General features: G+C 39.8%; 9 protein-coding genes and 1 other annotated feature. Of the genes, 8 read left to right on the top strand and 1 reads right to left on the bottom strand.

Annotation, left to right across the window (positions count from 1 at the left end; all coding sequences use genetic code 11):
* Positions 1-129 precede the first annotated feature (129 nt).
* Positions 130-363, top strand: a binding site (T-box leader).
* A 52-nt stretch (positions 364-415) separates the two neighbouring features.
* The gene (gene thrS, locus ACFQRG_RS19090; protein WP_380969103.1) at positions 416-2,332 is read left to right on the top strand and encodes a threonine--tRNA ligase; all 1,917 of its coding nucleotides are present in this window, start codon (positions 416-418) and stop codon (positions 2,330-2,332) included.
* A gap of 181 nt (positions 2,333-2,513) precedes the next feature.
* A complete protein-coding gene (locus ACFQRG_RS19085; protein ID WP_380969087.1) occupies positions 2,514-3,698 on the top strand; it encodes a pyridoxal phosphate-dependent aminotransferase in 1,185 nt (394 codons plus the stop codon).
* Between the two features lie 76 nt (positions 3,699-3,774).
* Here ACFQRG_RS19085 and ACFQRG_RS19080 read toward each other — a convergent pair whose 3' ends face one another.
* Positions 3,775-4,515 carry an IclR family transcriptional regulator gene (locus ACFQRG_RS19080; protein ID WP_380969085.1) on the bottom strand — a complete coding sequence of 247 codons (741 nt, stop codon included), beginning with the start codon at positions 4,513-4,515 and terminating at the stop codon, positions 3,775-3,777.
* A gap of 353 nt (positions 4,516-4,868) precedes the next feature.
* Here ACFQRG_RS19080 and ACFQRG_RS19075 point away from each other — a divergent pair, with 353 nt between their 5' ends.
* From ACFQRG_RS19075 to ACFQRG_RS19050, 6 genes are all read left to right on the top strand, one after another.
* Positions 4,869-6,563, top strand: coding sequence for a M20/M25/M40 family metallo-hydrolase (locus ACFQRG_RS19075; RefSeq protein ID WP_380969083.1), 1,695 nt, complete (start codon positions 4,869-4,871; stop codon positions 6,561-6,563).
* Between the two features lie 83 nt (positions 6,564-6,646).
* Positions 6,647-7,408, top strand: a complete 762-nt coding sequence (locus tag ACFQRG_RS19070; protein ID WP_380969081.1) for a dimethylarginine dimethylaminohydrolase family protein — start codon at positions 6,647-6,649, stop codon at positions 7,406-7,408.
* 11 nt (positions 7,409-7,419) lie between these two features.
* Entirely contained in the window at positions 7,420-8,295 is an 876-nt protein-coding gene (locus ACFQRG_RS19065) for a dimethylarginine dimethylaminohydrolase family protein (protein WP_380969079.1), read from the top strand.
* A gap of 98 nt (positions 8,296-8,393) precedes the next feature.
* A complete protein-coding gene (locus ACFQRG_RS19060; RefSeq protein ID WP_380969077.1) occupies positions 8,394-9,818 on the top strand; it encodes an amino acid permease in 1,425 nt (474 codons plus the stop codon).
* A gap of 142 nt (positions 9,819-9,960) precedes the next feature.
* Complete coding sequence (locus ACFQRG_RS19055; protein WP_380969074.1) at positions 9,961-12,195, top strand: UvrD-helicase domain-containing protein; 2,235 nt, start codon at positions 9,961-9,963, stop codon at positions 12,193-12,195.
* Between the two features lie 194 nt (positions 12,196-12,389).
* Positions 12,390-13,580 (top strand): M20 metallopeptidase family protein, encoded by a 1,191-nt coding sequence (locus tag ACFQRG_RS19050; protein ID WP_380969072.1) that lies wholly within the window; start codon positions 12,390-12,392, stop codon positions 13,578-13,580.
* Positions 13,581-13,582: the final 2 nt, after the last annotated feature.

Genomic DNA, 13,582 nt, shown 5'->3' with positions numbered 1-13,582 from the left:
GTTTTAAGCGTTATGATCGTTTACGATTACGTGTTTTATTACATCATCAATATAAATCAATGGGATATCAGTTAGGTTAAGGAGTAGGAGCTATTACTCCTACCCCAACATTTGACGTAGAACCAATTTTTAAAGGCAATGAAGAAGGACAATGGTGATTCAAAACGGTTTTACAGAGAAGGAAGATGAGCTGAGAACTTCCTAATACGAGGAGTCACTTACCACCTTTGAGCTGTATCGGGGAAAATAAAAGTATCCGATGCCGTCACAGCGACGTTACCGTAATAATGAGCCGTTAAATAGGCTAAGTTAAGCTTTTTGACGGAAACAAGGGTGGAACCACGATCCGCATTCGTCCCTTTTATGGGATGAATGCGGTTTTTTTATATAAAAAATTAACAAGGGGTGTTTAATGATGAACGACAAACTTATTCAAATCATTTTTCCAGATGGTCAAAAAAGGACATTCCCTAAAGGGATAACGCTGGAAGAAATCGCCGGGGCAATTAGCACAAGTTTAAAGAAGAAGGCAGTTGCGGGTAGTGTAAATGGCAAATTGTATGATTTGAGGCGTGCTGTTTGTGAAGATGCGGAAGTTACAATTTTAACTTTAGATTCAGAAGAAGGCCTTAAAATCTTGCGTCATACTACGGCTCACGTATTAGCTCAAGCTATTAAAAGAATTTATGGAGAAGTCAATTTTGGCGTCGGTCCTGTTATTGAAAATGGTTTTTATTATGACATGGATTTGTCCGAAAGCCTCTCTATTGAAGATTTAGAAAAAATTGAGGGGCATATGCAAGATATTATTAATGAAAATCTGGATATCGGGCGGATTGAAGTGTCCCGGAAGGAAGCCTATGAGATGTTTCAAAATGATCCGTTGAAATTGGAACTGCTGGGAGATATTCCTGGAGGAGAAAAAGTAACAATCTACAGACAAGGTGAATTTACTGATTTGTGCAGAGGGCCGCATCTGCCGTCAACTGGCTTTATTAAAGCATTTAAGTTAACAAATGTTTCGGGCGCTTATTGGCGCGGAGACAGTAAAAATAAAATGCTGCAGCGGGTGTACGGCGTGGCATTTGCTAAGAAAGAGGATTTAGATCGTTATCTTCACTTTTTGGCTGAAGCAGCAAAGCGCGATCACCGGAAGCTTGGCAAAGCGCTTGAATTATTCATGTTTTCAGAAGAGGCACCAGGGATGCCGTTTTATTTGCCAAAAGGGCAAATGATTAAAGGTGAACTGGAAGCTTTTTTAAGAGAACTGCAAAGGAAAAACGGTTATGAAGAAGTACGTACACCTTTTATGATGAATCAGCGTTTGTGGGAGCAATCTGGACATTGGGATCACTATAAGGAAAACATGTATTTTACTGAAGTTGATCAAACAAGCTTTGCCTTAAAGCCAATGAATTGTCCAGGTCACATGCTTATTTTCAAAAATAAACTCCGCTCTTACCGGGATTTGCCGATTCGCCTGGCAGAGTTCGGCCAAGTTCATCGGCATGAATTCAGCGGCGCATTAAATGGTATGTTTCGAGTCCGGACATTTTGTCAAGATGACGCCCATATCTTTGTGGCGCCGGGTCAGATTGAAGAAGAAATAAAAGAGATTATTAAGCTGATTGACAAAGTTTACAGCACTTTCGGTTTTGAATACAGCGTGGAACTTTCGACAAGACCAGATGATTCAATGGGCGATGACAGTCTATGGGAAAAGGCCGAAGGTGCACTAGAGAATGTATTAAAAGAATTAAAATACCCTTATTCGGTCAATGAGGGTGATGGCGCTTTTTACGGACCGAAAATAGACTTCCATATTAAAGATGCTTTAAACAGAAGTCATCAGTGTGCAACTGTTCAGCTTGATTTTCAAATGCCTGATAAGTTTGATTTGAATTACGTTGATGAAAAAGGCGGGAAAGCCCGTCCAGTTGTCATTCACCGCGCGATATATGGATCGTTAGACCGTTTCTTCGGTATTTTGATTGAACATTTTGGCGGAGCCTTTCCGGTTTGGTTAGCCCCTGTGCAAGCTAAGGTAATTCCTGTATCAAAAGCGCATCTTGATTATGCCAGCCGGGTCGAAAAGCTTTTAAAAGAAGCCGGTATAAGGGTTGACATCGATGACAGAGATGAAAAACTCGGCTATAAAATTCGTGAATCGCAAATGAATAAAATCCCTTATATTTTAGTTGTCGGTGATAAAGAGGAAAATGATCAAGCAGTCAATGTTCGACAATATAGCGGGGAAGGATCAGAAGCTGTTTCGTTAAATGACTTTTGTTCGAGGATAAAACTTGAAGTTAAAGATCGGCTGCTTAAATAATGTTAAGCAGAAATAAAGGTCCCTTTCTTTTATAAACTTTTTAAGATTACCTTTTAAAAAAAGAGCTCCTGTAAAGTAGTCCTTTAGATAGCATCCCAAATTATATCTCTGGACATCTTCATACAAAGGTTATAGAATTTTTATAATCTTGTACAAATAATTACGCTTAAAGGTGGATCACATGGAATATTCAGAACGCTTAAAAAAACTGCCTGTTCAATTTTTTGCAACCTTAGTTGAGAAGGTGAGTAGAGCTATTGCCGAAGGGCGGGATATTATTAACTTAGGACAGGGTAATCCTGATCAGCCAACACCTTCTCATATTGTTAAAGCCCTGCAAACCGCAGCGGAGAACCCTGACACACACAAATATTCCCCGTTCCGCGGCATGCCTGAGTTAAAAAATGCTGCAGCATCATTTTATAAAAAGCAATATGGTGTTGATGTTGACCCATTAACTGAGGTAGCCATTTTATTCGGAACAAAGGCTGGTCTAGTCGAACTGCCGATGTGTTTGTTAAACGAGGGAGACCTTATGTTATTGCCGGACCCGGGGTATCCTGATTATTTATCAGGGGCTGCGTTATCCAATACCAAATATCAGACGTTTCCTCTCAAAGCTCAAAATGATTTTTTGCCTGATTACAACGCAATACCGGAAGAATACACAGAGGCAGCGAAGTTAATGTATTTAAATTACCCGAACAATCCGACCGGTGCGACGGCAAATCGGGCATTTTTTGAGGAAACAGTTGCTTTTGCGAAAAAACATAATATCGCAGTGTTGCATGATTTTGCCTATGGGGCTATCGGCTTTGATGGTAAAAAGCCCGTAAGTTTTCTTGAGGCAGAGGGGGCAAAAGAAGTCGGCGTGGAAATGTACACGTTGTCGAAGACTTATAATATGGCGGGGTGGCGCATCGGCTTTGCAATAGGAAACCCTGTCATTATCGAAAGCCTAAACCTCATACAAGACCATTTATACGTCAGTCTTTTTCCGGCTGTACAAAAAGCGGCTGTTACAGCCTTAACAGGTAATCAACAATGTGTAGAAGACAGCGTATTACTCTATGAACAGCGCCGGAATACCTTTATTAAGGCATGCCGAAGAATTGGATGGCAAGTCGAAGCGCCAGCGGGTTCATTTTTCGCATGGCTCCCTGTCCCGGATGGTTTTACCAGCGAAGCGTTTGCTGATTATTTACTTGAAGAAGCGGATGTGGCTGTTGCAGCCGGAAAAGGATTTGGCAAATATGGTGAAGGTTATGTAAGAGTCGGTTTATTAGTGGATGAAGAGCGGCTTATAGAGGCTGTTAATCGGATCGGTAAACTGAATCTCTTCCAATCTTCTTTAGTAGAAAAATAAAATTTGATTTTGCCAGGCATTTTAAAAGAAGCTGATTCTTGTTCGTTAAGGAATCGGCTTCTTTATTTTTTAAGCCTTATGGTGTTTTGCCAATTCGCATTGAGGCTTCATTGGCGGCATTTTTAACCTTTTCGATTAAAAAAGATAATCGGTCATCCGGTATTTGGTGACTCAGCAAATTGATGTACAATGAGCCGATGATTTTATTGTTAAAGCCGATGACGGGAGCTGCAATAGATGCGGTTCCTTCTGTTTTTTCGCTGTAACTTACAGCGAACCCGTTTGTTCTAATTTCACGGAGCATCTGTAACAGTGTTAATCTATCGTCCTCAGAATCTATTAATTGGTTGATAATACGGTTGGCTTTTTTATCATCCATATAAGCGAGCATTGATTTATTGGCGGCGCCGATATGCAAAGGGATTCGTTCGCCGAGGTTATCTATGATTCGTACACTTGAAGGACTGTCAACTCTATCAATAATAATAGCAAAGTTTCCATTAGGTATACTAAAATATACACTCTCTTTAACTTCCAGAGCCAATTGTTCCATGATAGGACGAGTCGCTTCTCTGAAATCGATATTTTCGAGTGAACGGAGTCCGATTTCCATCCAGGTATATCCCACTTTATATCGCTTTGTCTCGGGGATCTGTGATACCAAACCATGCTTCATTAAGGTGCTGATAATCCGGTGGACCGAACCTAGCGGAAGCCCGGTTTCGTTTGCAATTTCGGAAATGGCCCATGAATTTTTGCTGTCATCTGAGATCAGGATATTTATAATTTGCATTGCCCTGTCAATTGATTGAACCATAGTCTTCTCCAATTCCCATTTTATATTTAGATATTTTTATTCTACATGAGTAAAGAAATGGTGTAAATAAATATACGGCTGGTTTTTTAAATAGTGTGTATTGACAAAATAATAAAAATGGTTTTAAATATAATTAGATTTTATCGTATTATGAAAAACATTTCCGTAATACGGAAAAATTAAACGAAATACAATAATAATTTTTGATGAATCATTTTTAAAAGGGGAGATGATTCGTTTTTAAATGAATGATTGTAAGCGTTTTCTATTATTCTGCTATTAATAATGATTTTTGCAGTTTTCAACTTAACTGTAATTGTTAGGCTGCATCATTTCGAAGGGGGGAGGCTGTCATGTATCACTTTTTACAAACAAAATCGTTATCCGAACAAATTGAATTTATGACAAAACAGCTTGTTCAAATACCAAGTGTGACCGGGACAGAAGGTGAAAGTAAAAAGGCAGACCAAATCAAACAGTGGATTGCTTCATTTCCATATTTTCAACGTCACCCGGAACATCTTTGGGAACAAGTTATACCTGACAGCAAATATAGAAAGAAAAATATTTTCGCGTTTGTAAAGGGCGGGCTTTCCGCGCCTGCAACCATGATTTATCACAGCCATTTTGATACAGTCGGTGTGAAAGATTTTGGATCAATTGAAGATAAAGCTTTCAATCCGGATGCACTGATGGCCTATTTCAAAGAATACGAGGCTGATCCGGAAGTTAAAGCGGAGGCACAATCCGGAGACTGGATGTTCGGGCGGGGAGCTCTTGACATGCAGAGCGGTGATGCGGTCCATCTTGCGAATTTATTATACTTCTCGGAACACCATGATGAAATGCAAGGAAATTTACTTGTCATGTTCAATCCTGATGAAGAATCTGAGCATAAAGGCGTTATAGCAGCAATTTCAGAATTAAAACGTCTCCAGATTGAAGAAGGTCTTGAATTTATTGCGGCTATAAATAGTGATTTTGTCAGTCCGCTTTTTGAAAATGACAAGACACACTATCTTTATACGGGTGCTGCCGGAAAGTTACTGCCATCTTTCTATATATATGGAAGAGAATCACATGTTGGAGAAACACTAAAAGGGATAGACTCAACTCTAATTGCTTCTAAAATTAATTGGCAGATTAATAATAATATGGATTTAATTGAGGACATTGAAGGTGAGGTCGTTAATCCCCCGTCGTGCTTGTATCAGCGTGATGAAAAAGATATTTATAATGTACAAACGCCTTTTAAGACCTACATGTATTTTAATTACTTTTTATATGAAGAAAGTCTGGCAGGTGTGATAAACAAGTTAAAACGGTTAACGATAGATGCTTGTACAGCTGTAGAAGAAAAGCTGAAAGAAAATTATGACAGGTATGCCAAAAAAACAGGCCAAATAACATCCCAACTGTCATGGCATATTGAGGTCAATACTTTGCAGGAGTATATTTCGTTACTAAAAGACCGGGGTATTGACGTTGATCATGTGATAAGACAGACGGTGCAGGACCATAAAGGGATGGAACTGCGGGAGTTATCTTTTAAAATCGTTGATGCCCTTCAGCAGAAAGATAGCGAGAAGAAACCGCGTGTTATTTTGTTTTATAGTCCGCCGTACTTACCTAATAATTATTTAAGAGATCATAAATTACGAGATCACATGATTCTTAATGCTATGAAACAAGTTGTAGAAGAATCGGGAGAACAAGACAGTTTTGCGATTAAACGCTTCTTTCCTTTCCTATCCGACAGCAGCTATTTAAGCTTGCACGAAACAAATGAAGGTCTGGAGGCATTAATAGAAAACTTTTCATTATGGAACGAATGCTATTCAATTCCGGTTAAAGACATTCGTTCACTTTCAATACCTGCGATTAACATGGGTGTCTACGGCAAGGACGCGCATAAATGGACAGAAAGGGTTTATAAACCTTACTCTTTCAATACCCTGCCGATGCTTATCAGAAGGTTAACGGAAATATTGTTAACACAAGATACCAGTGTAAGAAAATCCAAAGAATATTTTGAATATAAAAAATGAATAACTTACCATTTTATTAAATTGCCTAAAAAGGTAGAATTAATTTAATTGTAAATTTTAAATAAATCCAAGGAGGACTTTCAATGTTCAAACAAGTCATTGTTAAAAAAATAAGCAAAAGTTTCGTTAATGGTTTAACAACTTCGGATTTAGGCAAGCCCGACTATGAAAAGGCGCTTGAGCAGCACGCCAAATATGTTGAAGCATTAAAAAAATGCGGCGTTGAAGCCACTGTCTTAGAAGCGGATGAAAGATTCCCGGATTCAACTTTTGTTGAGGATACCGCTATCGTGACAGAAAAATGCGCGATCATTACTAACCCGGGCGCAGACAGCCGTAATGGCGAGATTGTCGATATGAAAGAAGTATTAAAGAAATTCTATGATACTTTGGAATATATTAAATCCCCTGGCACGCTTGACGGCGGTGATGTCCTTCAAGTACAGGATCATTTTTATATTGGTCTTTCTGACAGAACTAATGAAGAAGGGGCTAAGCAGCTTATTGCGATTCTGGAAAAATACGGTTACACCGGAACGATTGTCCCGCTCGAAAAGTTTTTCCACTTGAAAACAGGCATCGCTTATTTGGGTGATCGGGATATGGTTGTTGCCGGGGAATTTATTGATCATGATCTCTTTAAAGATTTCAATCAAATTAAGATTGATGCTGATGAAGAATATGCCGCAAACTGTATACGCGTCAATGATTATGTGATTATGCCTAAAGGCTATGAAAAGGCTAAGAAAAGAATTGAAGATGCAGGTTATCAAACGATTGAATTAGAAATGAGCGAATTCAGAAAGCAAGACGGCGGACTTAGCTGCCTGTCTCTAAGGTTTTAAGGGTGGCAGCAATGGCATACGGTTGTCAATCTATGGCAGGCAAAATTGAAAGCATATTGATCAAACACCCTAGAGACGCCTTTATAAGCCAAGAACATCTTGAGCAGCATTGGAAAGCGTACAATTACGTGAGCTGCCCGGATTATGAGAAAGCAATTGAAGAATATAAAGCGTTTGAAGCCATAATAAAAGGTCATATCCCAAATGTCCATTATCTCCCGCGTCATAGTGAAGTTGGGCTGGATTCCATTTATACTCATGATGCCGTTAAAATCACCAAAAAAGGCGCCATATTGTTGAAGCCGGGTAAGGCCCTGCGTCAAGGTGAACCGGCGGCGGATAAAGAATATTTAAATGAATTAGGGATACCGTTTCTTGGTGAGATTACCGGTAAAGGCCGCGTGGAAGGCGGAGATATCGTTTGGATTGATGAACGGACGCTGGCGGTCGGGCGCGGGTATCGTACAAATGATGAAGGCATTCGGCAATTGCGGGAGATTGTTTCCGGCCTGGTGGATGAATTTATTGTCGTTCCTCTTCCTCATGGCAACGGACCGGATGAATGCTTGCATCTCATGTCAATTATTAGTCTCGTAGATAACGATTTGGCGGTTGTTTACTCCGAGTATATGCCGGTCTCTTTCAGAGAATGGTTGATAGACAGGGGCATCAAATTCATTGAGGTGCCAAAAGAGGAATATGACCATTTAGGCAGCAACGTCTTGGCACTTGCACCGCGAAAATGTTTAATATTACAAGGCAATCCGAAAACAAAAGTGATGCTTGAGAGCGCCGGAGCGGTAGTATTTGAGTATCCGGGTGATGAAATATCGTTTAAAGGAACAGGCGGTCCGACTTGTCTGACATGTCCGATTGTACGAATTTAACTTTAATCCCTTTTTAGAACCAAGTTCTAAAAAGGGATCATTCCTTAAGCCAATTGACTTAATATTCCTAAAACAGCTTCGTCTGGGGGGCGATTTTGATGAAAAAGGAAGCTGGTCATGACAATCAATTAAAACGTTCAATGAAAAGCCGGCACTTATTCATGCTTTCTCTTGGCGGTGTCATCGGCACCGGGCTTTTTTTAAATCTTGGCTACACGATTAATCAGGTAGGCGCAGGCGGTTCCCTAATTGCTTACCTTATAGGCGGGCTTGTCTTGTTTCTCGTCATGCTTTGTCTTGGCGAGCTGTCAGTCTATATGCCGGTCACGGGTTCCTTTCAGGCCTATGCCACTAAATTTATAGGTCCTGCGACAGGCTTTATGCTAGGCTGGATGTATTTTATCGGGTCGGCGACAACTGCAAGTGTTGAGTTCACGGCTGCGGGCATTTTAATGAAAAGATGGTTTCCTCATACACCAATCTGGATATGGTGTGCGGTATTTATCGTTATTCTCTTTTTATTAAATGCCTTAACGACGAGGGGATATGCTGAGGCAGAATACTGGTTTTCAGCTATTAAGGTTTTGGCGGTCGCTCTCTTTTTAATTATTGGTATCGGTGCTGTATTCGGTTTCGTTCACATGAATGGGAGACCGGCGCCTCATCTTTCAAATCTGTCATCGGGGCACTTATTTCCAGCAGGTATTTCGATCATTTTTATGACGATGATCAATGTTATTTTCTCTTATCAAGGCGCAGAAGTGATAGGTATTGCTTCAGGTGAAAGCGAAAATCCGCAAAAAGACATCCCTAAGGCAGTAAGAAATGTTGTGGTTCGTATTCTCTTCTTCTACATTGCGTCGGTGATTGTTTTATCAGCTCTATTCCCAACGAAATCGCTTGGTGTTATGAAAAGTCCATTTGTGACCCTTTTTGATTCCGTCGGTATTCCTTTTGCAGCTGATATTATGAATTTTATTATTTTAACAGCCGTTTTATCAGTAGGAAATTCTTGTCTATATGCTTCGACACGTTTGTTATGGTCCCTTTCAAAAACAAAAATGGCTCACCCTGTCTTTGGAAAGCTGACAAAGCGTAAAGTGCCGTTAAATGCGCTCCTTATTACGACTGTCTTTTCTTTGCTGTCACTATTAACAAGCTTTTTGGCGCCAAATACGGTTTATGTTTTGTTAACATCAGCTTCAGGTATATCCGTTACTATAGCTTGGATGGGCATCGCTCTTTCACAATATCAATTCCGTAAAAAGTTTATTAAAGATGGCGGAAATGTTAAAGATTTAAAATTTAAGGCGCCGCTTTACCCTGTCCTTCCGCTGTTTTGTTTGCTCGTCTGTACAATTACCCTTATCTTTCCAATCTTTGATCCAGCGCAACGAACGGGATTCTTTTACGGAATAGGGATAATGGCTGTTTGTTATCTCTATTATTTTATAAGATATAAAAGAAAGAATGTGCCTGTTTCCTTACCATCTGAAAAAACTGAAGAAACTTTAAGCGATTGAACGAATGCCCTGTTAGAGAAATCTAATGGGGTATTTTATTAATTTTTAACAGCGATATTTAGGAACGATTTTAAAATTATCCATGATTAAGATACAATAATAGATACTATAAAACTTTGAAATTATAATTTGGTGATATATATTGGAAGAAATAATATTTCATAAAACACCGCTTGGTTCAAATGATAAAAAAATACCGCATGCTGAAATGGCAAGCGGTGAAACGAGTTTGGACATTGTGGAGGACCATGAACCGGATGCTTTTTATTTCCGGGCATTGGAGCGGCAAAATATTTTTCTTAATAAGCCGCAAATTGAAGCGGTTCGTCATATTGATGGTCCTGTTTTAACATTGGCCGGTGCGGGATCGGGAAAGACTTCTGTTTTGATAAGCCGAACCGGTTACTTAATTAACGTCAACCATGTTGCTCCTGGCAACATTCTGCTGGTTACTTTTACAAAGAAAGCAGCCGATGAAATGAAGAACCGGATTTCCCGTTTGCCGGGCTTAACAAAGCAAATGGCTTACGCTGTTCAGGCCTGCACGTTCCATTCTTTTTTCTTGACGATCTTAAGACACAGCGGTTTTCGGCAGCAAATCTTAGGATCTGAAAGAGCCAAGCAAATCACGATTAAGCAAATTCTAAAAAAAATGGGCCTGCATGATGCCTATCAGCCTGAGACACTTCTGTCGTTATTTTCTTCATATAAAATTAATCTTAAGGAAATGCCGGATAAAACCGATGCTGAAAAAGAGCAGAAACAAATTTATCAGCGTTATGAGCAATGGAAGAAAGATAACAACAAGATGGATTTTGATGATATTTTACTTGAATCCTATCATCTCCTTAAGCAGTCGCCCGCTTTACTTCAATCACTCCAAAGGCGCTTTAAATACGTGATGGTCGACGAGTTTCAGGATACGAACGTCTTGCAATATGAATTGATTAAAATGATTGTTAAACATCACCAAAACTTTTTTGTCGTCGGAGATGATGATCAAACCATCTATTCCTTTAACGGGGCAAGCAATTATTTTATATTAAACTTTCAAAAGGAATTTCCCGGAGCGCAAACAGTCACATTAGACATCAATTATCGTTCAACAGCCAGCATTGTTGGTTTGGGCAATAAAGTGATACAAGAGAACTCGAAAAGACGAAAGAAGACATTGCAGGCGACAAAGAAGGCTGACGCCATCCCGGAATACTGCCGCCCGCAAACGACAGATGAGGAAGCGGAAATGATTATCCGTTTTATTAAACGGGAGGTCGGGGAAGGCCGAAGAGAATATGGTGACTTTGCAATTCTTCATCGTACGGCCAGCAGCAGCCGGGCGATGTTCGAACAGCTGATATTAAATCGAATCCCTTTTATCCCATATTCCTTAAAGGATGATAGTTTCTATGAACATTGGGTTGTAAAGCCTATCATTGATTATTTGCGTCTATCATTAAACCCAAGGGATTTCGATGCCATCGAGGGTATATTACCGACACTTTATATCAACCGGCAAAACGGCATGTCTATGATTAACAGTCAGGAAAATACTCAAATGAAAAAGTATCCGCTGATTCATCTTACAAAATCGCCTGATCTAAAAGATTATCAGAGGAACAATATAAAGGAAAGAATTGAGTTAACGAAAGAACTTAAAGACGAAAAACCGCTAAAAGCGATTCGGCAAATACGCAAAAACTTTTATGATAAATTTCTTGAAGCTAACCTTGAGAAAACATCCTTACATAAGGAAAATATAAAAGAAACATTAGATGAACTTGAATCGTCGGCAAAAAGGTTTGACAGTATTACTGCGTTTATTCGGTTTATAGATGATATCGTTAAAGAGCAAAAAGCGCTGCAGAGTTTGTCAAAAGCAAATGATGCCAATGCGGTTTCATTAATGACGATCCACAGATCCAAAGGTTTGGAATTCCCGGTCGTTATTCTAATCGGTGCTTCAGAAGGCATTCTTCCTCACAGCTCAGCAATAGATGCCGGGCGATTGGAAGACGTCAGGGTGGATAAAACGGAGAAAGAAAAAGCATTGGATGCCATTGAAGAGGAGAGGCGGCTGGCTTATGTGGCAATTACACGGGCAAAGGATGAAATCTATATTTGCTCGCCCGCGTATTACCGGGGGCATAAAGCTGAAGTCTCCCGATTTTTTCTGTCACCATACAGTTTGAAGAAACCAGGGAAACAATTCGTAAAACAAAATGAGCCGGCATCAAAAAGAACCGTTATAGCATGGATTTGTACAAGTTCAACATGTATTGCCTGGCAACAGATTACCTCCAATGAAGACGCCAAGCTGGATAATAAGCAGTGCCCGTTATGCGGTTCATCAATGGAGAAGGGTAATAAGAGCATTTGAATGATGCCTGCCAATATTGGCAGGTTTTTCATTACCCTCAAATAAAAGGAGGAGAATTAAAATTATCACATTCCGAATATTGTAAAAATTTGTTGACAAAATAATTTGAAAGTTATTTAATGTTAATATGAGAGTTATCAGAAAGTATTTTCATAATGTGGAAATTAATTTTATGAAGAAAGAGGTTATCAAAAATGAGTGCTGTAGTATCAACGGAATTAGCCGATTGGGCCATCAAACATCGTCGCCATTTGCACCAATACCCTGAGTTATCTGGAAAAGAATTTGAAACCTGTCAATATATCAAACAATGCTTAACTGATTTAAATATTGATATTTTAGATTATGAACCCCCAAGTGTCGTAGGCTATCTTAAAGGAACAGAGGATGCCGGAACGGTCGCTTTGCGTGCGGATATTGATGCTTTGCCGATTTTAGAAGAGGGAGATAAAAGTTATATTTCAAAAAGACCGGGTATCGCCCACATGTGCGGTCACGATGGACATACAGCGATTATGCTGGCAACGGCAAAATGGTTAAGCGAACATAGGGATGAAGTCAAACCCAATGTTATATTCATTTTCCAATCATCAGAGGAAGACTTTCCGAGCGGTGCCGAGGCATTGGTAAAGCAGGGTGTTGTTGATCATGCAGATGCGGTATTTGGCTTGCACTTGATGCAGAGTCTCCCAAAAGGCAAGGTTGGCGTTTGCCACGGGATGGCAATGTCAGCAGCTGATGATTTTACCATTACGATTCAGGGAAAGGGCGGCCATGGCTCCATGCCGCATGACACAGTAGATCCGACATATATCGCCGGTCATATTATTCTTGCTCTGCAGTCGATTGTCAGCCGACGGTTAGATCCATTATTTCCAGCAGTCGTATCAATTGGAAAGATGGAAGCAGGCAATGCTTATAACGTTATTCCCGATAAGGTGACAATAGGCGGATCAATTCGAAGCTTTTCGAATGAAACAAGAAGTGCAATCAGTCATGAAATGGAGAAAATTGTTAAAGGGATCTGCCAAAGTTACGATGCAGCAGGTTTTGTAGAATTTGGCTGGGGAGCGCCTCCGGTTGTTAATGATAGAGAAATGAGTGAATATGCAAAAGAAATTATTATAAAAACATTTGGTGAAACAGTTTACGAACGTACGGGCCCAATGATGGCAAGCGAAGATTTTTCCTACTATTTAGAAAAGCAAAAGGGAGCGTATTTATTTGTAGGAATGGGCGGCGAAAAAAGTACGTACCCCCATCATCATCCAAGATTCGATATTGATGAAGATACAATTCCAACGGCTATTGAGCTTTTTGTTCAAATCGTTACAAAGTTTGATTCCGCAATTAGTAAGCGCCCTCAAATGAATTTAAACGAATAGGG

The sequence above is a fragment of the Scopulibacillus cellulosilyticus genome (assembly GCF_042665295.1).
In the GTDB taxonomy this organism is placed as follows: Bacteria; Bacillota; Bacilli; order Bacillales; family Sporolactobacillaceae; genus Scopulibacillus_A; species Scopulibacillus_A cellulosilyticus.
The sequence above is the reverse complement of the archived record's forward strand: the minus strand, read 5'-3'. Positions and strand labels throughout refer to the sequence as shown.

Coding starts and splice junctions, on each gene's coding strand:
- thrS (WP_380969103.1), top strand. CDS start 416: ATGAACGACAAACTTATTCAAATCATTTTTCCAGATGGTCAAAAAAGG.
- ACFQRG_RS19085 (WP_380969087.1), top strand. CDS start 2,514: ATGGAATATTCAGAACGCTTAAAAAAACTGCCTGTTCAATTTTTTGCA.
- ACFQRG_RS19080 (WP_380969085.1), bottom strand. CDS start 4,515: ATGGTTCAATCAATTGACAGGGCAATGCAAATTATAAATATCCTGATC.
- ACFQRG_RS19075 (WP_380969083.1), top strand. CDS start 4,869: ATGTATCACTTTTTACAAACAAAATCGTTATCCGAACAAATTGAATTT.
- ACFQRG_RS19070 (WP_380969081.1), top strand. CDS start 6,647: ATGTTCAAACAAGTCATTGTTAAAAAAATAAGCAAAAGTTTCGTTAAT.
- ACFQRG_RS19065 (WP_380969079.1), top strand. CDS start 7,420: ATGGCATACGGTTGTCAATCTATGGCAGGCAAAATTGAAAGCATATTG.
- ACFQRG_RS19060 (WP_380969077.1), top strand. CDS start 8,394: ATGAAAAAGGAAGCTGGTCATGACAATCAATTAAAACGTTCAATGAAA.
- ACFQRG_RS19050 (WP_380969072.1), top strand. CDS start 12,390: ATGAGTGCTGTAGTATCAACGGAATTAGCCGATTGGGCCATCAAACAT.